The 23,481-nt window shown below is 67.4% G+C and carries 19 protein-coding genes and 2 tRNA genes; 4 read left to right on the top strand and 17 right to left on the bottom strand.

The features are described 5' to 3' along the window. Positions 1–70: 70 nt before the first annotated feature. Positions 71–1,474, bottom strand: coding sequence for an AarF/ABC1/UbiB kinase family protein (locus tag IPG05_10180; protein ID MBK6495456.1), 1,404 nt, complete (start codon positions 1,472–1,474; stop codon positions 71–73). Positions 1,475–1,605: 131 nt separating this feature from the next. On the opposite strand from IPG05_10180, the gene IPG05_10185 reads away from it, so the two are divergent. Then, positions 1,606–2,913, top strand: a complete 1,308-nt coding sequence (locus tag IPG05_10185; GenBank protein MBK6495457.1) for a hypothetical protein — start codon at positions 1,606–1,608, stop codon at positions 2,911–2,913. Between the two features lie 87 nt (positions 2,914–3,000). On the opposite strand, the gene IPG05_10190 is transcribed toward IPG05_10185, so the two are convergent. Next, positions 3,001–3,672 (bottom strand): tetratricopeptide repeat protein, encoded by a 672-nt coding sequence (locus IPG05_10190; GenBank protein MBK6495458.1) that lies wholly within the window; start codon positions 3,670–3,672, stop codon positions 3,001–3,003. A 159-nt stretch (positions 3,673–3,831) separates the two neighbouring features. Between IPG05_10190 and IPG05_10195 the strand changes: the two genes are divergently transcribed. The 3 genes from IPG05_10195 (at position 3,832) to IPG05_10205 (ending at position 8,165) form a co-directional block, all read left to right on the top strand. Beyond that, positions 3,832–6,864: a zinc-dependent metalloprotease gene (locus IPG05_10195; protein MBK6495459.1), complete on the top strand. Its 3,033-nt coding sequence runs from the start codon at positions 3,832–3,834 to the stop codon at positions 6,862–6,864. Positions 6,865–6,945: 81 nt separating this feature from the next. Continuing rightward, positions 6,946–7,509 (top strand): sigma-70 family RNA polymerase sigma factor, encoded by a 564-nt coding sequence (locus IPG05_10200; GenBank protein ID MBK6495460.1) that lies wholly within the window; start codon positions 6,946–6,948, stop codon positions 7,507–7,509. Next, a complete protein-coding gene (locus tag IPG05_10205) occupies positions 7,506–8,165 on the top strand; it encodes an anti-sigma factor (protein MBK6495461.1) in 660 nt (219 codons plus the stop codon). Before IPG05_10200 ends, IPG05_10205 begins: the two co-directional genes overlap by 4 nt. A gap of 81 nt (positions 8,166–8,246) precedes the next feature. Here IPG05_10205 and IPG05_10210 read toward each other — a convergent pair whose 3' ends face one another. The 15 genes from IPG05_10210 to IPG05_10280 all read right to left on the bottom strand — a co-directional run bounded on the left by IPG05_10210 (position 8,247) and on the right by IPG05_10280 (position 23,314). Then, the gene (locus IPG05_10210) at positions 8,247–11,285 is read right to left on the bottom strand and encodes a S9 family peptidase (protein ID MBK6495462.1); all 3,039 of its coding nucleotides are present in this window, start codon (positions 11,283–11,285) and stop codon (positions 8,247–8,249) included. A 112-nt stretch (positions 11,286–11,397) separates the two neighbouring features. After that, complete coding sequence (locus tag IPG05_10215) at positions 11,398–11,913, bottom strand: hypothetical protein (protein MBK6495463.1); 516 nt, start codon at positions 11,911–11,913, stop codon at positions 11,398–11,400. 75 nt (positions 11,914–11,988) lie between these two features. After that, a complete protein-coding gene (locus IPG05_10220; protein ID MBK6495464.1) occupies positions 11,989–13,959 on the bottom strand; it encodes a hypothetical protein in 1,971 nt (656 codons plus the stop codon). Between the two features lie 35 nt (positions 13,960–13,994). Next, a complete protein-coding gene (locus tag IPG05_10225) occupies positions 13,995–14,678 on the bottom strand; it encodes a DUF305 domain-containing protein (GenBank protein ID MBK6495465.1) in 684 nt (227 codons plus the stop codon). Positions 14,679–14,764: 86 nt separating this feature from the next. Further along, a tRNA-Arg gene (locus IPG05_10230) sits at positions 14,765–14,838 on the bottom strand. Positions 14,839–14,888: 50 nt separating this feature from the next. After that, positions 14,889–15,539: a DedA family protein gene (locus IPG05_10235; protein MBK6495466.1), complete on the bottom strand. Its 651-nt coding sequence runs from the start codon at positions 15,537–15,539 to the stop codon at positions 14,889–14,891. Then, positions 15,540–16,130, bottom strand: coding sequence for a protein-L-isoaspartate(D-aspartate) O-methyltransferase (locus tag IPG05_10240; protein ID MBK6495467.1), 591 nt, complete (start codon positions 16,128–16,130; stop codon positions 15,540–15,542). 70 nt (positions 16,131–16,200) lie between these two features. After that, positions 16,201–16,950, bottom strand: coding sequence for a 5'/3'-nucleotidase SurE (gene surE, locus IPG05_10245; protein MBK6495468.1), 750 nt, complete (start codon positions 16,948–16,950; stop codon positions 16,201–16,203). A 1-nt stretch (position 16,951) separates the two neighbouring features. Beyond that, on the bottom strand, positions 16,952–17,347 hold the full coding sequence (locus IPG05_10250) for a MerR family transcriptional regulator (protein MBK6495469.1): 396 nt from the start codon (positions 17,345–17,347) through the stop codon (positions 16,952–16,954). Then, entirely contained in the window at positions 17,344–18,342 is a 999-nt protein-coding gene (locus IPG05_10255; protein ID MBK6495470.1) for an NAD(P)-dependent glycerol-3-phosphate dehydrogenase, read from the bottom strand. The genes IPG05_10250 and IPG05_10255 overlap by 4 nt, the downstream gene beginning before the upstream one ends. Further along, entirely contained in the window at positions 18,339–18,935 is a 597-nt protein-coding gene (gene plsY, locus IPG05_10260; protein MBK6495471.1) for a glycerol-3-phosphate 1-O-acyltransferase PlsY, read from the bottom strand. The genes IPG05_10255 and plsY overlap by 4 nt, the downstream gene beginning before the upstream one ends. A 23-nt stretch (positions 18,936–18,958) precedes the next feature. Further along, complete coding sequence (der, locus tag IPG05_10265) at positions 18,959–20,281, bottom strand: ribosome biogenesis GTPase Der (GenBank protein ID MBK6495472.1); 1,323 nt, start codon at positions 20,279–20,281, stop codon at positions 18,959–18,961. After that, positions 20,278–21,549 (bottom strand): DUF512 domain-containing protein, encoded by a 1,272-nt coding sequence (locus IPG05_10270; protein ID MBK6495473.1) that lies wholly within the window; start codon positions 21,547–21,549, stop codon positions 20,278–20,280. The genes der and IPG05_10270 overlap by 4 nt, the downstream gene beginning before the upstream one ends. A gap of 201 nt (positions 21,550–21,750) precedes the next feature. After that, positions 21,751–21,823: transfer RNA gene (locus tag IPG05_10275), tRNA-Gly, on the bottom strand. Positions 21,824–21,883: 60 nt separating this feature from the next. Continuing rightward, entirely contained in the window at positions 21,884–23,314 is a 1,431-nt protein-coding gene (locus tag IPG05_10280) for a tetratricopeptide repeat protein (protein ID MBK6495474.1), read from the bottom strand. Positions 23,315–23,481: the final 167 nt, after the last annotated feature.

A 23,481-nucleotide genomic window follows, 5' to 3' on the forward strand; every position in this document is an offset into this window, starting at 1 on the left:
CAGGAGGAAGCCGAGCATGGACGGAGCCTGTCTGGGGGAAGCGCCAAAGATAGCGGATTTCTGTCGGTCGCTAGCCGCCGACGGGCAGCACCAGGCGTGCGACCTGCGTCGCCCATCGCACGGCGTAGCCAGCCATCGCGCCGATCGCCCCCGGCACGTCCGCCGGAATGCGCACCGACTCGCCCAGCGACCGGAGGATCGATCCCCGGAAGCGCAGCGCGATCGGCGTGGCAAAGTCGACCGCGTTGAAGCGCGGGTCGTAGCGCACGCCCAACCCCTCGATCAACGCCGCCGTCCGGGCGAAGTACACCATTGCCGGCGGGAGCTGGACCGGAAAGTCATACAACGTCTCGACCACTTCATCCGCGAGGCGCGTCACCCGGCCGATCCGTTCCTCTGCCGTGGTGCGCATGCCCGCGAGCGTGATCAGCTCGCGCGCGAGGGTGGCGATCAACTCCCGTGAGGCCCCTTCCTCGATCAGTCCGAGATCATGAAAGCCGTCGACCACACCATCCACGTCCTTCGCGATAGCGGAGAAGACCGTGCCCACGAGGGCACGCCGAGTCGCCGGTGGGACCTCGACGACCATGCCAAAATCGAGGAGCACCACGCGACCCGCCTCATCGACGAGGATATTCCCCGGATGCGGATCGGCGTGGAAGAGTCCGTCGACCAGCATCATCTGGACGTAGAGCTCCATGACCGTCCGCAGCGCCTGCTCGGGCGCCAAGCGGCCCTCGGTGACGGCACCATCCAGGCGGTCGATGCGCTTCCCCTCGATGTACTCCAGCACCAGGGTGCGCTGCCGAGTGAACTCGGCGAAGACCTCCGGAATGCGAACCGACGGGTTGTGCGCGAAGTTGCCACGGATCGTCGTCGCAAAGCGCGCCTCCTGCCGGAAGTCCATCTCCTCGGCCACGCGGCGCTCGAACTCGTCGAGGACGCTGCCGAGCCCCGTCACATGGGGCGGGCGCAACCGCGGAGCCACCTGCCGCAGCACCCAACGGGCAATCCGCAGGTCGGCGGCGATCGTCGCCTCGACGCCAGGGCGGAGCACCTTGATCACGACGTCCCGGCCGCCGACGGTGGCGCGGTGCACCTGTCCGAGAGAGGCCGCGGCCAGCGGCATCGGGTCGATGGTGTCGAAGAGCTCCTCCGGTGCGCGCCCGTAGCTGGCTCGGAGCACTGCCTCGATCGCCGGCCACTCGACCGGCGGGACACGGTCGGTGAGGGTGCTGATGGCCTCCACATAGGGCGACGGAATCAGGTCCGCGCGACCAGCAAAGAGCTGCGTCAGCTTGACGAAGGTCGGCCCGATGCGGGCGATCGTGGCCGCGAGGCGCTCCGCCCGCGCCGCATGAAACGCCGGCGACCGCAGGGCACCCTGCCCACCGACCAGCCAGCGCCGCCGATCCCGGGCAAAGCTGAGCAGCAGCGGCATGACGAGGACAACGAGGCGGACGGCGCGGCGCATCCGGAATGGTACCCCGGTGGGGCCGTTCCGCTCCGGTCGGGACAGAATCAATCGGGGTAGATTGCGCATCCAAGATGCAATGACTGGTCCGCCCTGCCCCTCACCCATCGCGCACCGTGCCTGGAGTCTACGTGAAGCCCTGGTCCCTCTCCTGCCTGGTTCTGGTTGCTGCCTGTGCTGGCAGCGCCGACGCACCGACCACGACCGCGAGCCTCGAGCCGACCAAGTCCGACTCGGCCGGCATCGTCATGCTGCGGCACGAGGGCGATCCCTTTGGCCGCGCCCCTCGACTCACTCTGGACAGTGCGGCGCTCGCCGAGATCAAGGGATCGGCGGAAGACGCCGCGGCCGACATCTCCACCATCGCCCCGGCCCTTTTCCTCGCCGACGGTCGACTGGTCGGTCGTGATCAACAGCGCCAGGTGATCGTCGTCTTCGGGGCCGACGGCATGAGCCGCAAGGAGTTCGGACGGCCGGGTGCCGGCCCTGGTGAATTCACCGCGATCGGCAACATCGTGCCAGCCGGTGGCACCACGGTGCTGGTGCAGGACTACGCCAACGCTCGCGCCACGGTGGTCGATCCGGTCAGCGGATTGGGTGCCGAGTATCCGCTGGCCAAGGCAATGGCGGACGGCGGCAACGTCCTGATTGGCGAGGCGAACGGCAGGCTCCTCCTCTACGGCCTGAACATCACCTCGGGTGCCGATGCGGCCGCAGGGACCCCGGCCGGCATCAAGGGCGTGCTCTTCAATCCGGCGGCCGATGCGTCACGGCGCGCCTTCACCACCGGGCCAGCGGAGAAGCCGCCAGAGGCACCGCGCGTCGTGGAGGGAACCGGCGGAATGATGATGGTCGGGATGGCGATTCGGATGAAGACGTTCGAGGCATTCCCGACGGCCTTTGCGTGGGGTGGCCGGTATGTCGTGGCTGACCCGAACCACTTCCGGATGGAGTTTCGGGACACCACGGGAGGACTGCAGCAGGTGCTCGTGGTCGCGCAGGCGCGTCAGGCGGTGACCGAGAAGCTCCTGAACGACAACGCATCGGAAATGATCGCGCAGTTCACCGGCGCGAGCAGCGGGCGGGCATCGACGATGAGCGTCGGCTCCACGCGCGCCATCGGTGGCGGAGGGGCCGGCCCCGACACCGCAGAAATGCGCAAGAACATGCTGGCCAATGAGCACGCCGACTCGCTGCCACTGTTCGAGCGGACGCAGGTGACCCCGAACGGGACGCTCTGGGTGGTGGACTATCCGATTCCGGGCGCCGACGGGTGGGCGGCCACTGCCTTCGCGAAGGACGGGCGCATCCTCGGCCGGCTGGTCGAAGCGAAGGGCGCGGCTCCGCTCGCCTTCGGCGATGATCGCGTCGTGTTTCGCACCGAGGACGACCTCGGCATCGGTACCTTCACGATTCGCAGGGTCAACTTCCCGAAGTGATTCACCGCCAGACTGGAAACAGAACGCGGCGCCCACTGGGCGCCGCGTTTCGTTTCCGTCGAGGCCTGCCGCGTTCAGCGCAGCGTCTCAGCCCTGACCGATCGTCATCTCCGCCAGCCGAACCTCGGCCTCGGTCTTCGCGGCCGTCTCGGCGTACTTGTCGAGAATTTCGCGGTAGCACTTCATCGCCTCGTCCTTGTTCTTGGACAGGCGGAAGGCACGGCCAGCGTCCAGGAGCGCCGACGCCTTGAGGTAATCCGAGGTCGCTTCATCGGCCGCCTTGCGGTAGGCCGCGGCAGCCTCGGCGTACTTCCCGGTGTTCTCGTAGCCACTGCCCAGCAGGCCGTTGGCCGGCGACGCGTAGAGCGCCGGCGGATTGGTCTTGAGGAAGTCGAGCAGCGAGGCGATCGCCAGCTCGGTCTGCCCGCTCACCAGTCGGGCCTGCGCGACGCCGAGCGAGGCACTGTAGGCTGCGGAGGTGCCGGAGTAGGTCGTGACGACCTTCTCGAACTGGGACACCGCTTCCGGCAGGTTCCCCTGCTCGGCCGTGATCCGCGCCGACTCGAGGGCCTGGGCCGCGAAGGCCTCCTTGCGCTTGCCCGCCGTGATGGCGAACCAGATCCCGAGCGCCACCACCAGGACCGCCGCACCGGCGATGCCGAGCACCTTGATGCGCTGGGGAGTCAGGAAGGAGCCGTCCGCGTAGTGCGGCACGGCATCCGGGGTCGTCGTCGAGGTGTCGTCGGTAGAAGTAGCCATGCGACCTGTCGTGTAAGAAGCCCCGCCACTGGCCAGAAATGGCCGATACAGCCTCCAAAGATGGCACAATGGCGTGGTGGACGCCAGATCCCGACCCCGTCCCTTGTCTCCACCGCCCTGCAGGGTGTCCATTCCTCCCAGCCCCGACCGGAGCACCGCTTGCTGGCCAACTATATCACGCTGTCCCGCTTCCCCCTCCTCCTCGCCAACGTCCTGATACTCTATTTCGGCTCACCAGCCCTCCGGCTGGCGGGGGTCGCCCTCCTGCTGGTGGGGCTCGGCCTGGACACGGTGGACGGGATGGTGGCACGGAAGAGCGGCCAAACCACCATGTTTGGCTCGGTGCTCGACATCGCGGCCGATCGCACCTATGAATTGGTGCTCTGGGCCGTCTTTGCCGATCTCGGGCTGATTTCGGTGGTCATCCCGCTCGTGGTGATCGCCCGGACCACCCTCACGGACGCCTTCCGGAGTATCGGGATCGCCCAAGGGGTGGCCCCCTTCGACCAGCACAAGTCGAAGCTTGGCAAGTTCATGGTCGGATCCCCCTTCATGCGGACCGGGTACTCGATCAGCAAGATCGTCACCTTTACCCTGCTCACCCTGGCCCAAGCGCTCGCGGGGTACCCCGCCTCAGACAGGCTGGCCGGGTACGCCCCGACCCTGTTGCAGGGCGGTCGCTGGCTGGCCTGGGTGGCACTCACCTTCTGCGTCTTCCGGGGCCTGCCCGTGATCATTGCCAATCTCCGCCGCTACTGGGGGATGCCGGCTGCCGCCGCCACCCTCCTCTTAGCGGTGCTCCCGAATGGCGGGCTGACGGCCCAGCAGACCGCGGCCCCCGCCCCGCTGCCAACCATCGCCAGCAAGACCGCCGGTTGGAGCCGTCTCCCCGGCTTCGTCACCATGTATCTCGACGAATCGAAGGGGACCCTCGCCCTCGAGCTGCCCAAGGGCGGCCTTCGGGCGCTCTTCGTCGCCGAGCTCGCGACCGGGCTCGGCTCCAATCCGATCGGACTGGATCGCGGGGCCAACGGCCCGTCCTACGTCACCCGCTTCGAAACGGCCGGCAACGTGGTGCGGGTCATCTTCGAGAACTGGAGCTATCGCACGCGAGGGGACTCGCTCCATCGTCGCACGGTCGATGAGGCGTTTCCGTCGAGCATCTCCGGTGCGTTGCCGATCATCGGCGCCGAGGGCGACCGCGTGCTCGTCGATGCGACGGACTTCGTGCATCGTGACTGGATGGAAGTCGCCTCGACGCTGCAGCGAAGCCAGGAGGGGAGTTACGCCGTTGCGCGCGACCGCTCCGGCGTCAATCGCAATTTCACCGCGGGCTTCCCGGGCAACAGTGAAATCGACGTGTCGCTCACCTTTGCGACGAGTGGCATTCCGGGCCGCACGGTGGAGTCCATCGTTCCCGATGGCCGGGCATTCACGCTGCGTCAACACCTGACGCTGCTCGCCCTCCCAGATGCTCGCTACGTCCCCCGTCTGTACGATCCGCGAGTCGGCTACGGCGCCACCGGATTCAAGGACTACTTCGAGCCGATCCAGGGCGATCTCACGCAGCGCTGGATCGCGCGGCACCGGCTGCAGCGTCAGGACCCGGCGAACCCCGGGTCGCCGATCCTCAATCCGATCGTCTACTACATCGACCCCGGCATTCCCGAGCCCGTCCGCACCGCGACGTTCGAAGGTGCCAAGTGGTGGGAGGAGGCGTTCGCACGGGCCGGATTGCCCGGCGCCTTCCGCGTTGCGTACCTCCCCGCGGGTGCCGATCCGATGGATGCGCGGTACAACGTGGTGCAGTGGGAGAATCGCAACGAACGCGGCTGGAGCATTGGCGGTGCCGTTGGCGATCCGCGCACCGGCGAGCTGCTCAAGGGAATGGCGCGGATGGACTCGCACCGTGCGCGCACCGACTACAACCTTTACGCGGCCTTCTTCGGCGCCGACGCCGCCTCGGCCGACACCGCCTTCGTGCTGGCCCGCGTCCGCCAGGTCACGGCGCACGAGATCGGTCACACGCTGGGCCTGGCCCACAACTACATCGCTTCGACCTACGATCGTGGTTCGGTGATGGACTACCCTGCCCCGCGAATCCGGATGACCAATGGCCGGCCCGATATCTCGGCCGCCTATGACGTGGGCCCCGGCGAGTACGACGTCTGGGCGATCCGCTGGGGCTACGGCATCTGGCCCGCAGCGGTGGAGGCGGACTCGTTGCGCGCGATTGTCGCCGACGGCCTGCGGAAGGGCTATCGCTTCCTCTCCGACAACGACGCCCGCCCCGAATCGGCGAGTGACCCCCGCACCAATCTCTGGGATGATGCGGCGACCGCAGAGGAGTTCCTGAGGCACCAGATGGAGGTGCGGCGTTGGGGCATCGCGCACTTCGGCCTCCGCAACATCCGCGACGGTGAGCCGATCGCGACGCTGCAGGAGCGCTTCGTGCCGCTCTACTTCTGGCATCGCTTCGCAATCAACTCGCTGGTGAAGACCGTCGGTGGGATGGAGTATGCCTACGCCGTAAAGGGCGATGGGCAGCAGGCGACGCGGATGATCTCGGCCGACCGTCAACGCGCGGCCCTCGCCCAGTTGCTCACCACCCTCGAGCCGTCCGAATTGGCGATCCCCGATTCCATTCAGACGCTGATGGCCCCTCGGCCCGGCGGCTACCCCGAATCGGTGGAGCTCTTTGCGACCCGCAGTCGCCCGGGCTTCGATGCGCTGAGCGCTGCGCGCACGCTGGCCCAGTTCACCGTCGACGGCTTGTTGCAGCGGGAGCGTGCCGCGCGCCTGGTGATCGGGGCGGTGCGCCACTCGGGCCAGCTCACGTTCGAGGAAGTGATCGACCGCCTCGTGGCGGCCACCTGGCGCGGTGCTGCGACCACGCCAACCGAAGCTGCCTTGCGCCGTGTTACCCAGCGGGCCGTCGTGGATCGGATGCTGACCCTCGCGGCTGACCGGGACGCTGCCCAGGAAGTCCGTGATGTCGTGGAATTGAAGCTGGCCGCGCTCGGGACCGACGCGAAGGCGCGGTCCGTGGTTGGGGTGGTCACGGCGCGGGCCCATTGGGCCGCGATCTCCGCGGACATCACCCGGTGGCGCGAACGTCGCGAACTGCCGACACCCTCCCCGGCCCTGCGCGCCCCGCCGGGAGACCCCTTCGGCGACGACGGCCGGCCATGAATCCAGCCGACTGCATCCAACGGACGACGTGGAGCGAACCGAGGGGAGATGACAGGAATGCTCCTCACTCCCGGCGTGATGATGGGTGACCTCGACGCTGCCGAACTCTTCGGCCGCATCGCTCGCGGCGACCAGCGTGCGGTGGCCGACTGCGTCCAGACCTTCGGCGGGCTGGTGCAGGCGCTGGCGAAGCGCTGGAACCACGATCCCGCTGATGCCGAGGATGCGGTGCAGGAGATCTTCATCGACCTGTGGAAGAGCGCCGGTCGATACGACCCAGCCAAGTGTTCCCCGCGGGGCTTCGTGGCAATGATCGCGAGGCGCCGACTGATTGATCGGGCTCGGAAGCGCGGACGCGCCCCGGTGATGGTCGCCTTCCCCGAAGATTTCGATCCGGCCGCCGAGACGACCGGAGCGGCGGAGGTGCTGGAGCACGGCGATGCGGCGCGCCGCGTGCTCGCCGAGTTGACGCCGATGCAACGACGGATGCTGGAGATGACCCTGCTCGAAGGAAAGACGCATGAGGAGGTGGCGCTTGAGACCGACACGCCCCTCGGCACGGTCAAGTCGCACGTGCGTCGTGGCCTGCTGCGGGCCCGGGCGTTGATGGGTGTGGGCCAGTCCAACGAAGGGGGTGCTCGATGACCGACATGCAACGCCCCTCCGACGAGGAGCTGATCGAGGCGGAGCTTGCGGCCGCGCTGGTGGCGGGCGAAGAATCTCCCCTCTCGCGCGAGCTGACCGCCACCCTCATCAGCCGGGGCGAGGCGGATGTCTCCCCAGTGATCGATCTCGGGGCGCGGCGCACGACGGGCGTGCCATGGTGGACCGGGTGGGCCGCCGCCGCCGCGATCGCCCTCTGGGCCATGGTCGGCCGCAGTCCGGGGCCCACCGTGATCACCGGGCCGAGTGTGGCTGCCTTGCGGGCAACGCTCTTGCCGACCGCCGGCGAACTCTCCTGGACGCGTGGCCCCGACGAGGCGGCCGACAGCGCGCACGGCGACGTGGTGTGGAGCGATTCCGCACAGACCGGCGTGATGCGATTCCACCAGCTCGCCGCCAACGACCCGACCAAGGAGCAGTACCAGCTCTGGATCTTCGATGCGTCGGGCGATGAACGCTATCCCGTGGACGGCGGCGTCTTCAATGTGGCCGCCGGCACTGCGGAGGCGCTGGTGCCGATCGACCCGGCCATCCGGGTCACGAAGGCGACGCTGTTTGTGGTGACGGTCGAGAAGCCCGGTGGCGTGGTGGTGTCGGACCGATCGCGTGTGGCATTGATCGCGAAGCGCGGCGCCTAGTCGCTCGCGTCGCACGCGAAAACACAACGGGGCGACGCGTGATGCGTCGCCCCGTTGCGTTGGTACGTCGTGCCGAGGCCGTTACGGCTTGGCGGGCGGCACGGGGGTCGTGTAGGTGACCTGATCGCGACCCTTGTTGACGGCCGGGATGCCCTTGACCATCCACTCCGGGGCGGCTGCGCCCTTGAGCTTGGTGTCGAAGAACTGCTGCATCCGCATGGCCATGTCCTTCTGATTGGCGCGCGACGCCGGGTTGTGCACGTCACCGTTGTAGTTGATGAGGTACACCTCCTTGTTCAACCGGCGGAGGCCGACGAACAACTCGATCCCCTGCCACCAGGGCACCGCGTCGTCCTGGTCGTTGTGCATGATGAAGAGCGGCGTCGTCACGCGCTGCAGGTGGAAGAGCGGCGAGTTCTCGAGGTAGAGATCCTGCGCCTCCCACAGCGACTTGCCGATGCGGCTCTGCCCCTTCTCGTACTGGAAGGCGCGCGCCAGGCCACTGCCCCACCGGATGCCGCCGTAGGCCGACGTCATGTTGGCGACGGGGGCACCGGCCATCGCGGCCGAGAACAGCGACGTCTGCGTGACGATGTAGGCCGCCTGGTAGCCGCCCCACGACTGTCCCTGGATGCCAAGGCCCTTGGGATCGACGTACCCACGGGCCAGCAGCATCTGCACGCCGGGCACGATCGACTTGCGGGCGCTCTCGCCCGGGTGGCCTTCCTCGTAGTGGATGTCCGGCATGAAGACGAGGTAGCCGTTCGAGGCGTAGTGGGTCGCGTTGATGATGTTCCGGCCGGTCGGCGGGACATAGCTGAAGAGCCCGTCGGAGAGATCCTCGTAGTTGTACGCGATGAGCGGGTACTTCTTCGAGGGATCGAAGTTCTCCGGCTTGTACAGGATGCCCTGCAGCGGCACGCCGTCCTCGCTCAGCCAGCTCACGAGTTCGGCCGTCCCCCAGTTGTACTCCTTCTGCCACGGATTCACGTCGGTGATCTTGGTCACCTGCGTGAGCGACGGTCCAACCCAGAGGTTCGGGAATTCGACGAAGGTGCCGCGCGTCATGAGGTAGACGTCGGCCGCCTTCGCCTTGGTCGGCGCGCCATAGGCATAGTCGCCAAAGACGATCTTCTCCGGCGCGCCCTTCACGTCGAGCCGGTCGCGGTAATAGCCGCTGCCCTTGGTGGCCTCGGAGAAGGCGCGGAAGTACAGCGGCTTGCTCGGGTCGATGAAGCGATCCTCTTCGCGATCACGATTCAGGTCGACGATCCGGAAGGCCGTCCGTTCGCGACGGCCGACCGAGTCGGTCACCATGACCGGGGCCTTCGCGCCGGTCGGATCGAGTTCCCAGACGTCGAAGCGGTCGTACACGAGGACCGACTTGTCGCCCTTGGTCCAGCCGGCCACGCCCCAGGCCGCTGGCTCGTCCGGCGTGCTCCAGGTCTCCTGACCGAAGCGGACGCCCTTCACCTGGGCCGTGACGTTGAGGAGCGTGTTGGTGGCAAGCTGATAGGCATACCAGTTCCCACGATCGAAGTAATAGGCGTACTTCGCATCAGGCGAGAGCTGCCCACCCGTCTGCACCTGGGTGGCGATCTGCTTGCGGATGCCGGTGATCGGATCGACCACATAGATGTCGTTGCCGCCCGCGCCCCACATCTTCTCGATGTCGTAGCGCACCGAGCTCGTCGCGACGCCGACCTTGGCATCGTCGGAGAGCTGCACGCCGCTGACGGTGTCATCGGCGAGCTTGACGAGCCGCTTGTCGCCGACGAGGGTCATCATCGTGTCGCGACCCTTGACGGTGCGTGTCGCCTTCGGCGCCGGGCCGAGATGGAAGATCGTCTGATAGCTCTTGGTCCGATCACGCCCGGCGCTCAGGAGCTGTGCGGGCTGCAACTGCGGATCCTTCCAGTGCCACAGGTCAAAGCGCGCCTTGCCGTTCAACGAGTCGGCCGGGATGGTATCGGGAGCGGGCGGCGACATGGTGAACTGCAGTGCCGTCCCGTTGCGACTGAAGGTGGCGGTCGTGGTCGCCGGAATGCGGAGTCCGGTCGGCACCATCGCCGGCGTGATCAGCGCGGTCGCCGTGCCGCTCTTGAGCGTGCCATGGTAGATCGTGCCCACGGCCTCCGGCTTGCCGAACTCGGCACCGGCATCGGTCGTGAAGACGAACTGCTGCTGGGCCCGGTCGAAGTTGAAGCCGCGATAATTGCCCGGCGCCTTCATCACCGTGGTGGTGGTCCCGGTCGCGAGGTTGCGGATGAAGATCCCGTCCTGCGTCGAGTCCCGCGAGGCGATGGTGTAGACCAGCACCTTGGCGCTGTCGTCAAAGGTCGACGAGGCGACGTAGGTCATCTTCTCCTCGGCGCCGGTCACCATGTTCCGCAGCGTGATCGTGGAGCCGTACGTCCGGCGCGGCCCCGTCGACGCGGCAGCCCCTGCCCCGCCCGCGGCACCGCGGCCACCAGCGCCACGCCCACCGGCGGCACCGGCCGCGCCGCGACCATTCGCCGCCGACGAGTCACCGGGGACGCGCACCGAGTCCGGCGTGTAGATCATCCAGTTGCTGCTCTCCCTCGCCAACCGGGGGCCGCGTGCCCCGACAATCGCCGTCTGAACCCCGGTCCGAAGATCGAGGATGACCAGCGCCCCCTTCGGAGTCACCGTGTCGGGCGCGGCGGCGGCCGGCGCAGGCGCCGCCCCGGCCGGTACCGCGGCTGGCCGCGGAGCATTCTTGAGCGCCGCGACCGCCTTGGCGATGCGGTCCACCTCGGCCTTGGTCGCTTGCGTGGTCGCGATCGCGAACCGCCCATCCGGGGTCAGCTGCCCGCTTCCCCCCGCGGCGCCACCGGCAGCCGGCGCCCCACCGCCCGCCGCGCCGCGCGCGGGGACGCTGTTGTTGGCCCGCGCGATGTAGCCGAGCGGAATGGTGTATTCCGTGTTGCCGGTGGTGGCACGGACGACATAGCGGCCGTCGCCCACCTGCGGACGAATGGTGTAGGCGGCCCAGCGACCGTCGTTGGAGAGCGTCGGCGCACCGATCGACTCCCAACGATCCCAGTCGGCCTGGGTCAGCGCCTTCTTCTGGACCTGGGCGTGGAGCGGAATGGCCACGGCGGACAACATGAGGAACGCACGAAGGCAATGCGATCGCATCGAGACACCTGGTGACGGGGTTGGGGGCGGAAAGCCCCCGAATCTAACGTCTGGGGAAGCTGCTGGCATCCTAGAGGTACCGGGCAATGGCCATCGCCGCAGTCGCCGTCAACAACAGGATGGTGGAGAGGCCGCCGAACCGACCGGCCCGCCCCCGGAGCCTGGCGACCTCGGCCTGCAATTGGGCCCGCGTGGCGTCATCGCCCGCGCCAGCCAGCTGCCCCATCAGTTGCCCGGCGCGCATGGCGCTCGGCCGACTCACGAGCATGGCGATCAGGAAGCCGACGATCGCCAACAGCGCCCCGACCGAGTACGTGTGGCCAGTCCAGGTGAGGAAGTATTCCTTCGCAAAGCCCGCAGAGGCCACCCAGAGCAGCCGGATCCCGGCCAGCATGGTGATCACGGCGATCGCGGGGAGCCACCGGAACAGCCGCTGTTGCGGGATGGCGGCCATCACCGGACCTGCGGCTGGGCCGGCCTGAGCGACCGACGGGAGCAGGACGAAATGCATCAGGACGACGCCGCCAACCCACACGACGCCACCAACCACATGCAGCAGACGCAAGACAATCAGTTCACCGGACATGGGAGGGGGCTCCACGGCGAAGGGGCCCCGACCTCATCCAGAAGTCGACGCCCCCCGCCTGAAGAAAGGGTGGTGCTACTTGGCGGCCAGGTCCCGCACCGCGGCCGCGAGGGCCCGCACCTTCAGGGCATCCTTCGAGCTGCCGGCGTCACCGTTCACCTCGTTGGCGAGCGCGGTCAGCGCATCGCGCCTGGCGGTGCCGTTGGCCTGCTCGGCGCGGAGCAGCGCCTGACGGACCGACGTGATCCGGCTCGATGAGAGCCCGCGCGACCGCTCCAGCTGGTCGGTGTACGCGCGCGCGAGCGCAAAGGTCGGCGCCCAGGTGAACTTCGGCTGGCCCTGGGTGTTGAGGTGATCGAGCACCACCGTCTTGGCGGCGTCGATCTCGTTCTGGGTCAGGTTCGCGTTCGGCACCAGCTCGAAGATGTCGAGGCCGCGGGCGATTTCGGACGAGACGATCGCGCCGTTGTACCAGTACACCGACCACGACCCGCCGTTGCCCGCATGGTCGGCCGCGATCGGGCCGCGGTCGAAGAAGGCGATCTCGGTCGGGTGCGCCGCATCAGTCCAGTCGAAGACCGAGATGCCGCCCTGATACCAGGCCTGCACCATGATGTCGCGGCCCGGCACCGGGATGAGCGAGCCGTTGTGGGCCACGCAGTTCTCGAGCGACGTCTGCGGCGCCGGCAACTTGTAGTAGCTGCGGAACTTCAGCTGCCGATTCTCGATCGTGAAGATGGCGTCGGCTCCCCACTGCTTCGGGTCGTCGGCGCGGCACTTCGGCCCGCCGCCACCGCCCCACTCATCGGAGAAGAGGACCTTGGTGCCGTCGTTGTTGAACGTCGCCGAGTGCCAATAGGAGAAGTTCGAGTCGGCGACCGCCGCGATACGCACCGGGTTGGCCGGATTGCTGATGTCGAGCAGGAGGCCGTACCCCTCACACGCGCCGCCGGCCAGACCGATGCCGGGATAGACGGTGATGTCATGGCACTGCGTCGGTCCCGGGCGCGGTGCGTTGCTCGGCCCGGCCTGCTGCCCGATCATCTTGGCGATCATGGCCGGCAGCGCGGCGCGCAGGGCGCTGGAGTCCGCCCCCGTCGGGGCCCCCGCGCCACCGCGTGCCTTCACGACGGAGTCGAGCATCGTCCTGACGAAGCCGGAAGGAAGGATCATCTGCTCACCACCGACGTCAGCGATGAACGCGCCAGCCGCCTTGGCCTTCGCCATTTCGGCCGCGTCAGCCGGCGACGCGCCGTGGCCCTTCGGCGCTGTGAGGTCGTTGAAGATGCGCGGCGACGAAACGATCGCCGCCTTCGAGGGATCGGCGAGCGGGACCTTGATCACCTCGATGCGGAACAGCGCCGAGTTCGGATCCTTGTCCGGCGTCGTGTTCACGCAGCCCGGGAGTTCGTCGGCCGAGCGGACGTTGGCCGAGCCCGAGATGTAGACGTAGACGTTGGCCTTGTCCTTCGGGTCCTCGAGCACCGTGTGGGTGTGCGAGCCGCGGCAGGTCTGCACGTTGCCGACGTTCTTCGGATTCTTGATGTCGGTGATGTCGAAGATGCGGAGGCCACGGAGGCGGTCCTTGCTGACTGCCGTGGAAACGCCCTGGGCACCGCAATCGAGTCGGCCCGTCTGCCCTTCGCCGGAGACGAAGAGGAGGTTCTTGTAGACCGAGACGTCGCTCTGCGAGGCCGGGCAGAAGTAGGCCGTGGTGAGCACCGGCTTGGCCGGGTTGGAAATGTCCCAGACCTGGTAGCCGTTGTAGTTGCCCTGGATGGCATACTTGCCGGTGAAGGCGAGGTCGGAGTTGGTCGACCCCTCGAACCTCGGCGGCGACTTCGTGGTCGAGGCGAGCCGCAGGTTCCACGACGCCTCGCCGGCATCATAGAGGCCGGCCTTGAGGCCGACACGCGGATCGGGGCGCGGTGACGTCGTGAAGGCCATCGGCGCGGGCGACGCACTGCCGCCGGCACCACCGCCGGCGCAACCGGCCAAGACACCGGCGCCGAACAGCAGCGCGATCTGGGTGGTACGAATCGTCATGGAAGACTCCTGGGGGTGGAGGGAAACGGAACGACTCAGGGCGCGCGCTTCTCGAACAGGATCGTCGCGAGCATGCGCTCCATTCGGGCAATCTCCGTCGTCTGGTCGGTGTTGACGTCGGAGGCAAACTTGAAGACGGTTTCGTTCTGGGCGGCCCCGTCGGTGGCGAAGAGCTCCTTCACCATCGTGACGGCGCCGCGGTGGTGCTGGATCATGAACTGGAGGAAGAGCCGGTCGAAGTCGAGACCGCGGGCCTGATCGAGCTCCTTCATCTGCGCCTCGGTCAACATCCCCGGCATCAGCATCGAATGCGCCATGCCCCCCATCTGCATCACCATCGGGCCGGCCTTCGCCTCGGGTACCGGCAGCTGGCGGTCGCGCAGCCAGCGCTGCATGATGACGATCTCGTCCTGCTGCGCATTGATGATCCGTCCGGCCAGCACCTTCATCGACTCGGAGGCGCCGTGAGTCGGCGCCCACCGGGCCATGTCGATCGCCTGCGCGTGGTGGCCGATCATCCCGGTCATGAAATGGATGTCGGCGGCCGTGTAGGGGTACCGGATGCTGTCAGCGCGGGCGCGCGCGATGCTCCCGGGGTCGCCACCCAGCATCGCCGATGGCACGGGGGCGCTGGGTGGCGTGCGGGCGGCGGCAGTGGCACAGCCCGTCAGCGCCAGCAGGGCGAGGACGGTCGGGATGGGTCGGAGAGTGCGATGCATGGCGCCAAAGCCCTCAGTACTGGGCAAGGAATTGGACGGGATGGTGTGGCCTGGTCTACGACGAAACGGACGGACACCTGGTTCCATGCCCCCGGGCAGATTCGAACTGCCGACCTGACGCTTAGGAGGCGTCCGCTCTATCCAGCTGAGCTACGGGGGCGCATCGCACGAATCTAATGCTGGGGGGCGCCCCGCCGGACCCCAGCCCGGTCAGGCGGCGGGTTGCCGCCGCGCCCGCCACCCCTTCAGGAGCTCCAGTGCGATCGGCAGGACACTGACGCCGATGATCCCCAGGATCACCAGCGAGAAGCTCTCCTTGACCGCCGGGATATTGCCGAAGCCATAGCCGATCCAGACGAAGGAGGTGACCCACGCCACCGCGCCGATGACGTTGTACGCCAGGAAGCGGGGGTACGTCATCGTCCCGATGCCGGCCACGAACGGGGCGAAGGTCCGGATGATCGGGATGAAGCGGGCCAGGATGATCGTCTTCCCGCCGTGCTTGTCGTAGAAGGCCTGCGTCTGCTCCAGGTACTCCTTCTTGAGGAACCGGATGTTGCCCGAAAACGCCCGCGACCCGATCGACTTGCCGATGTGGTAATTCACCCCGTCACCGAGGACGGCCGCCACGACCAGAATCAGGTTCAACACCCACGGATTCAGGTCGCCGAGTGCCGCGAAGGTCCCGGCCGCGAAGAGCAGCGAGTCCCCCGGCAACAGCGGCATGATCACCACGCCGGTTTCCACGAAGACAATCAGGAAGAGAATCCCGTATGTCCAGGTGCCGTAATTGCGGATCAACTCCCCGAGGTGGACATCGAGGTGCAGGAAGTAGCCGACGAAGGTCTTGAGGAATTCCATTCAATCCTGCGGGGAAAAGCCGAATTCGCCCAGCAACGGCACGAATCGGACATCGTGAATGGCCTGCTCGGCGTAGCCGGGGCCGTCCTGGTCTCGTGTCACCAGCGTGAGCACCTGCCCTTCCTGCGACCCGACGGGGATCACCAACCGCCCCCCCGGCGCGAGCTGCTCGACCAGCGGCTTCGGCACGGTGGGCGAGGCCGCGGCGACGACGATCCCCTGGTAGGGCGCGTTCGGTTTCCAGCCGAGAGTGCCGTCGGCGTGCATCACCGAGACGTTCTCGTAGTCGCCCAGCGAGCGCAGGGCGTCATGCGCACGCCGCGCCAGCTCCGGCACCCGCTCGATCGAGAAGACGCTCTCGGCCAACATCGACAAGAGTGCCGTCTGGTAGCCCGAGCCGGTGCCGATCTCCAGCACGCGTTCGCGCCCGGTGAGCGCGAGCAACTCGCAGGAACGGGCCTGCACGTAGGGCTGTGAAATGGTCTGTCCACTGCCGATCGGCAAGGCCGCGTCCTCGTACGCACGATGGCGGAGCGATTCCGGCACGAAGTGGTGACGCGGCACGGTGGCCACCGCGCGCAGCACCGCCATGTCGCGGATGCCCTTGCGCTGCAGCGCCTCGACCAGCGCGGAGCGGTAGCCGACATAGCCGTCGCTCACGCTACTCCTCCAGGCGCCATCCGCGGACCGTTTCGAGGAGGGTGTGATTCGTGAGATCGAGTTGCAGCGGGGTCACGGCGATGTAGCCCGCCGCCACGGCGGCGTGGTCAGTGTCGAGCTCGCCGCTCCAGGTGATGGTGCCCCCACCGATCCAGAAGACCTCGCGACCCCACGGATCCTTCTGTCGGGCCACCGACCCCTCGAAGACGCGCGAGCCGAGCCGGGCGACCGTGATCCCCTTGACCTCATCAGCCGGAATCTCGGGGAGGTTGATGTTGAGCAGCGTGTTGCGGGGATAGTTGTCGAGAGTGGTGATTCGCTTGACCAACTTCGCGAGGATCGGAGCGTAGCCCGGAAGCAGGTCCTCGCGCCGACCGGCGAAGGAGATCGCCACCCCGGGGATGCCGAGCACCACGGCCTCCATCGCCGCGGAGACGGTTCCGCTGTACAGCACATCCTCGCCCATGTTCGGGCCGTGGTTGATCCCGGAGAAGACGAACGCCGGCTGCTCCGGCATCAACGCCTCGAGCGCCAGCAGCACGCAATCGGTGGGGGTTCCATCGACCTGCCAACTGCCATCGGGGCGCACCACCGGGCGCAGCGGCCGCGTGAGTGTCAACGCATGACTCTGGGCGCTCTGCTCGCGATCGGGCGCCACCACCGTGACGTGCGCCACCGTTTGACACGCTTCGGCAAGGACCTGGATTCCGGGCGAGAGAATGCCATCATCATTCACCACGAGAATGTGCATCTCACCCCACCTCTTCGTCGGCCGGCTGGGCGCGGATCGCCGGCTCACGTCCCTCGAGCACGGCCAGCACATCGTCGAGCGAGGCGCGCACTTCCTGCACCGTCTCCCAGCGCATCGCCGCCCGCGCGGCATTCTTGAGCTCGCCGGTGCGGCGATACGCGTCGAGGCGCTGCCGCGCGCCCTCGATGGTGAACTTCTCCGTGTAGAGGAGATGCTTCACCAGCATGATCATCTCGACTTCGCGCGACTTGTACACCCGGTTGCCCGAGCGATTCTTCGCCGGGTTCAGGAAGCGGAACTGGCTTTCCCAGTACCGCAGCACGTGCGGCTTGAGATCGGTGAGGGCACACACCTCGCCGATCGAGAAGAATTGCTGCACCGGATTCGGCAGCGTCATGTCCATCGCTCCGCCTTGAGCTCCCGCTCCATCAGCATTCGGATCGCCTCGCGCGGCGAGGCCCCATGATACAACACCGCCGCCACCTGCTCGGTGATCGGCATCGCCACGCCATGCTTCGCCGCGAGCCGTGACGCGCCGAGTGCCGTGTTGACCCCCTCCGCCACGTTGCGATGCGTCGCACGGTAATCGTCCAGCGTCATCCCCTGGGCCAGCAGCACGCCCAACTGGCGATTCCTCGACAGCGCCCCGGTGCAGGTGAGGATCAGGTCGCCCATGCCCGCGAGCCCTGCGAAGGTCTCCGGCCGTGCCCCGAGCGCCGCGCCGAGCCGCGCCATTTCCGCGAGGCCGCGGGTCAGCAGCGCCGCCCGCGGATTGTGGCCCAGCCCGAGACCTTCGAGGATGCCGGCGGCGATCGCCATGGTGTTCTTCAGGCTGCCCGCCAGCTCGACGCCGGTGACATCACTCCCCGTGTACACCCGGAAGTAGGACGTACTGAAGAGTTGCTGCACGGCCTCGCACGCCGCCTCATCGAGCGATGCGGCCACGATCGCCGTCGGCTGGCCCTCGTGCACTTCGTCCGCGAAACTCGGCCCCGACAGGGCGACGAACGGCGCGTGCGGCAACACCTCGGCGGCGACATCGCTCATCAGGGCGAGAGTTTCCGTCTCGATCCCCTTCGTCGCGCACACCAGGTGCGTGCCGGGACGCACCATCGGCGCCGCCCGTTCGAACAGCGCCCGTGTGACGTGACTCGGCGCCACGGAGCAGATCACGGGCGCGCCGTCGAGCACTGCCCCGAGATCGCTGCTCGCGATCAGTCGGGGATCGAGCGGGGCGTCAGGGAAGTAGAGTGGGTTGAGATGGTCGGCGTTGATCGCGGTCGCGACGTCGGGCTCGTGGGCCCAGAGGCGCACTTCATGGCCTTTCCGCGCGAGCAGGTCGGCCAGCGCCGTTCCCCACGCGCCGGCGCCGAGGACCGCGACCCGGCTCACGTGGTCGCCCCCGTGGTGGACCGCCCCGTCCCGAACCGGTTTTCGGTTCCCGCCATCAGCCGGCGGATGTTGGCGCGGTGGAACCAGATCACCAGCGCCGACAGCAACAGGACATAGGGGACCGCGCCGCGTTCGGACGGATGCAAGAACCAGAGCGCCGGCGGCAGCGCCAAGGCGCCGAGGATGCTGCCGAGCGAGACGTACCCGCTCAGGCGCGTCGTCACGATCCACACCAGCAACGCCACCAGAAAGGCCCAGGGCGCAAAGCCGAGGACGATCCCGCCACCAGTCGCCACGCCCTTGCCACCCTTGAAGCCGACGAAGAGCGAGAAGACATGGCCGAACACCGCCACCACGCCGAGCAACAGCGAGCCGATGGCCCCCGCGCCAGCCCACGGCCCGATGACCGCCACCGGAATGGCGCCCTTCATCATGTCGAAGATCCCGACCGGAATTGCGTACCGCCACCCGAGCTGACGATAGAGGTTGGTCGCGCCAAGATTGCCGCTCCCCACCGTGCGGAGGTCGATCCCCTTGAGGCCATGCGCCACCCAATGCGAGGTGGGAATCGCCCCGAGCAGGTACGACGCCACGACCGCACCGAGGAGCGCGGTCGTCAATTCCGGTTTCCCCGCCGGTTCAGCTTCAGCCGCAAGGGCGAGCCGGTGAAGCCCCACGCCTTCCGGAAGCCGCGAATGAGATACCGCTGATAGGACTCGGCCACATGGTCCGGCCGATTGCAGATGATGACGAAGGTCGGCGGCGCCGACTCGATCTGCGTCGCGTACAACAGCTTCACTTCGTCGCCAGCAGCCTGCGGCGGGGCAGCGCGCTCGAGCAGTGCCTCGAGGACGGTGTTCACTTCGGCGGTCGGAATGCGGCGCTTCCGTTCGTCGGCCACCTTGCGGATCAGCTCGAGGACGTTGCGCACGCGTTGACCAGTGAGCGCGGAGCCGTAGAGGAACGGCACGAACTCGAGGAACGGCGCCTTCTCGATCAACTGCTCCTGCCCGCGCTTCGCCGTGTTGGCGTCCTTCTCGGGGATCAGGTCCCACTTGTTCACGTAGACGATGACCGCGCACCCGGCGTCCCACGCCTTGTTGGCGATGCGGAGGTCCTGGTTGTGCATTCCGCGCTCGGCGTCGACGACGAGGAGGCAGATGTCGGCGCGCCCGATGGAGCGCTCCGTCCGCATCCCCGAGTAGAACTCCAGGTCCTCTTCGACCTTCGCCTTCCGCCTGAGTCCGGCGGTGTCGATGAACCGGATCACGCCGCCGTCGTAGGCGAAGTCGGTGTCGATCGAGTCGCGCGTGGTCCCGGCGATCGGCGTCACGACGAGCCGCTCCTCGCCGAGGAGCTTGTTCACCAGCGACGACTTGCCGGCGTTCGGTCGGCCGATGACCGCCACATCGATGCGCTCGGTCTCCTCGTCCTCATCCGATTCGGGGAGGAGGCGCACGACCTCGTCGAGGAGGTCACCGCTTCCCTTCCCGGTGGCGGCCGAAACGGGCCACGGCTCGCCGAGCCCGAGCGAGTAGAAGACGAACCGGGCGTCGCGGTCGGCGATGTCGTCGAGCTTGTTCACGCCGAGGATGACGGGCTTGCCGGAGGCGCGGAGGCCGGCGGCGATCTCGGCATCGATCGGATTGATGCCGTCCTTGCCGTCCACCAGGAAGATCACGACGTCGGCTTCCTCGACGGCGCGTTCGACCTGGGCACCGATCGCCTTGTCCATCGTGTCCTGCGAGCCAGGAACGAGGCCGCCGGTGTCGACCAGCCAGAAGTCGACGCCGATCCAGTTGGCCTCGCCGAAGTGACGATCGCGCGTGGTGCCGGCCTTGTCGGAGACGATGGCTTCACGGCCACCGACGAGGCGATTGAAAAGGGTGGACTTCCCGGTGTTCGGGCGTCCGACCAGGGCTACAGTGGCTCTGCTCATGCGGGCAACGGCTCCATCAGGGCGTCTACAAAGGTCCGCGACAGCCGCACCGGCATCGGCACCGCCTCGGCAAGGGCGGTGATACTGAGCGAATCAATGAACAGCCCGGCGTCGTTGACCGACTCACCGGGCAGCAGCGCGAGGTCGATCCCCTCAAGCGCCAGGAGGGCGTCGCGCATCGCGCCGCCCGAAAGCAGGCCGGCGGTGGTGACGCGCCGACCAAAGAGATCATTCTCGACCGCGAGGAGCGTGAACGTCGCGCCCGTCGCTTCCTCCAGCGGTCCGAGGACCATCGGCATCAGGGGTGCCATCGAGGTCCCGGTCACGACGGCGATCCGCCGCCCCTCCCAGCCACGGAGGTCGTCGGCGCCTTCGCGGACCTGCTCCTGCAGCCAGCGGACCGAGCCGACGCCATTCTCGACCTGGTCGAAGGAGCCGTAGCTCTCGGCGGGCGGCAGGTCGAGATGGGCCCGCAGATAGAGCTCGTCGGCGCCGTAGGCCCACGCCGTCCCGCGTTCGGCACGGGCACGGGCGGAGGCGGCCTCGACCAGGAGCACGGCCTTGCGGCACTCGGCGTCATCCGGTTCGCGCACCAGGTGGTGCTTCGAGAACTCCGTCAGCCCCACCGGAACCACGGAGACGGACAATACCGACGGTCCGAAGGCGTAGAGCTCGTCGAGTGTCTGCTTGAGGGCATCGCCGTCGTTGACGCCTGGTGACATCACGATCTGGGTGTGGAACTCGATCCCGTGGTCGGCGAATTCCTGCATCTGCGGAAGAATTTCCGGCGCCTGCGGATTGCGAAGCACCCAGCGTCGGATGGCCGGATCGGTGGCATGCACCGAGACGTAGAGCGGCGACAACCGGTACTCGATGATCCGGGCGGTGTCGTGCGGCTTGAGGTTGGTCAGCGTCGCGAAGTTGCCGTACCGGAACGACAGCCGGTAGTCGTCGTCGCGGATGTAGAGCACCTCGCGGACGCCGTCCGGGTTCCCTTCGACGAAGCAGAAGTCACAGCGGTTGGCGCAGCGCCGGATGCGTGGCGGCTCGACGGCGACCCCCATCGGCTCCTCGACCGGGCGCTCGACGACGACCTCGAACGCCTCGTCGGCCCCGGGCTCCTGGAAGACGAGCGTGAACTCCTCGTCCGCCGTCAGGAACTCCCAGTCGAGGAAGTCCTCGAGCTCGCGGCCGTTCACCGTATACAGCTCGGTGCCGGGTACGAGTCCGAGTTCCTCGCCGATCGAATCGGGTTGGACACTGGTCACCTTGATCACGGGAGCCGCCCGAGGGAGTTATTCACCAAGTCAATATGACGCTATGTTGGCCCCCTGACAAGGGTTAAGGGCTCTCACTTCAAGCGAGTTCGCGGCCAGAACCCTGCCTCGTGGCGGCAGGGACGGGGGCGACCGGTGTGTATAGGGGGAAAACGAGCGATCCCGGACCGCCCATGGGCAGTCCGGGACCTAAGCGGGAGACGGGGTTCGAACCCGCGACCCTCAGCTTGGGAAGCTGATGCTCTACCAACTGAGCTACTCCCGCGAGGCCACCAAGATAGCGCGGCCGCCGACGCCGATCAACGGCGTCGGCAGCGCGCCGGCCTCACTTCGCGGTGTAGCGCCAGCCGTGAATGTTCGCGCCCGTCACCTCGAACTCGATCGGATGCGTCGCCCCGGCCTTGAGGGCCGGCACGGCGACTTCCTTGGTCGCGACCACGGTGCCCGTGGCATCGAGGAACTCGAAGGTCAGCGTCTTCGCGACTGCCGGCAGCGGCTTGCCACCCGGCGTCGTGGCCTCGAGGCCGGTGGCCGTCGCGACCAGCTTGGCGCCGTCCTTCCGAGCCTGGAAGTTGTCGATCGACACGTTGGTCGGCACGCCGACCAGCTTCTCGACCGTCTCGATCAGCTTGGTCTGGTCGTTGGCGGCGCGATAGCCCTCGCCGAGCAGCTTCATGTTGATCGTGTTCAACGGCTCCATCGCCAACAGCTTCTGGGCGGTCTCGACCAGCTTCGGCCCGTTCTTCTCGGCCAGGTAGACGTTGGCCAGGTTGAACAACGCGTCGCGGAAGTAAGGCTCCTTCTCGAGCGCCTTGCCGAAGGCATCAGCCGCTTCCGGGTACTTCTTGTCCTGGAAGAGGTTCACGCCCATCTGCATCAGGTCGTTCGCCGTCGCCGACCCGTCGGCGAGCGCCGACGTCAGCATCGCGGATTCAATCTTCGACGCTTCCTCGGCCTGCCCGCTGAGGCGAAGCGACGAGGCCATGGCCTTCTTGACCTGCGCGTCGTTCGGCTCGACGGCGAGGAACTTCCGGAACTGCACGACCGCTTCCGCATGCTTGTCCATCGCTTGGTACATCGAAGCGAGGTTCACGATCGCGGAGAGCTTGTCCTTGGCGAGCCGCGGATCGTTGCCGCTCTTTTCCACCGCCAGCGCGAAGTAGTGCGCCGCCGAATCCGGCTTGTCCGTATTGGCGAAGAGAATGCCGGTGTTGTAGAAGCCCTGCGGGTAGTCGCGCGAGATGATGGCCGCCTCGCGGAAGAGCGTGAGCGCCTCCTCGTTCTTCGAGGCCTTCATCGCTTCGGCTGCCCCAGTCAGCAGCGGCTGCCAGGCGCGCTGGCGGTACCCCTTGATCTCCTCGGCACAATCCGGAGCATTCTCCGTCGCCTTGGTGAACGCGGTGTCGGCGCCAACAAGATTGCCAAGCAGCAGCTCGGCGCGGCCGAGGTAATACCACCCCGCCCCGCTCTTGGGATTCGCCTTGACCGCCTCGAGGGCCTGGTCGCGGCCCTTCTTGACGATCCCGATCCGCTTCTCGTCATCCGGGCGGGCTCCACCCTCGGCGCCCTCGACAGAGGTCTTGAGATACATCCCGGCACTGCTGGTCCGGAAGTCACCCTTCAGCGGACAGAGGGGGCTCTGATAGCGGCCGCCGGCGAAGACCCGCATGACGCGCTGGTTGCCCTCGACCTGCGCCGTCAGCGGAAGAGCCAACAGGGCCACCGCCGCCACACCAACGAATCCGAACGTCCTCATCGCAGTTCCTCGTCTCAATCCGCCGATTCCCGGAGAAATCGGCATTGGTGATGGAAGGTCACCTGCCTGGCGACCACACTGATTACGCGCTCCGACAACAGCCGGTTGTTGACATGTTCCAGCGTAGGGGACGCCCGAGGGAGGGCCGGGGGTACACTCGGCCTCCT

It is taken from the genome of Gemmatimonadota bacterium (assembly GCA_016704275.1).
Lineage (GTDB): Bacteria > Gemmatimonadota > Gemmatimonadetes > Gemmatimonadales > GWC2-71-9 > Palsa-1233.

Excerpts from the sequence above, each read along its gene's own strand:
- IPG05_10215 (MBK6495463.1), bottom strand. The coding sequence starts at position 11,913 with ATGTCCGGTGAACTGATTGTCTTGCGTCTGCTGCATGTGGTTGGTGGC.
- IPG05_10180 (MBK6495456.1), bottom strand. The coding sequence starts at position 1,474 with ATGCGCCGCGCCGTCCGCCTCGTTGTCCTCGTCATGCCGCTGCTGCTC.
- der (MBK6495472.1), bottom strand. The coding sequence starts at position 20,281 with ATGAGCAGAGCCACTGTAGCCCTGGTCGGACGCCCGAACACCGGGAAG.
- IPG05_10220 (MBK6495464.1), bottom strand. The coding sequence starts at position 13,959 with ATGACGATTCGTACCACCCAGATCGCGCTGCTGTTCGGCGCCGGTGTC.
- IPG05_10225 (MBK6495465.1), bottom strand. The coding sequence starts at position 14,678 with ATGCATCGCACTCTCCGACCCATCCCGACCGTCCTCGCCCTGCTGGCG.
- IPG05_10205 (MBK6495461.1), top strand. The coding sequence starts at position 7,506 with ATGACCGACATGCAACGCCCCTCCGACGAGGAGCTGATCGAGGCGGAG.
- IPG05_10190 (MBK6495458.1), bottom strand. The coding sequence starts at position 3,672 with ATGGCTACTTCTACCGACGACACCTCGACGACGACCCCGGATGCCGTG.
- surE (MBK6495468.1), bottom strand. The coding sequence starts at position 16,950 with ATGCACATTCTCGTGGTGAATGATGATGGCATTCTCTCGCCCGGAATC.
- IPG05_10235 (MBK6495466.1), bottom strand. The coding sequence starts at position 15,539 with ATGGAATTCCTCAAGACCTTCGTCGGCTACTTCCTGCACCTCGATGTC.
- IPG05_10280 (MBK6495474.1), bottom strand. The coding sequence starts at position 23,314 with ATGAGGACGTTCGGATTCGTTGGTGTGGCGGCGGTGGCCCTGTTGGCT.
- IPG05_10250 (MBK6495469.1), bottom strand. The coding sequence starts at position 17,347 with ATGACGCTGCCGAATCCGGTGCAGCAATTCTTCTCGATCGGCGAGGTG.
- IPG05_10240 (MBK6495467.1), bottom strand. The coding sequence starts at position 16,130 with ATGGCGGTGCTGCGCGCGGTGGCCACCGTGCCGCGTCACCACTTCGTG.
- IPG05_10200 (MBK6495460.1), top strand. The coding sequence starts at position 6,946 with ATGGGTGACCTCGACGCTGCCGAACTCTTCGGCCGCATCGCTCGCGGC.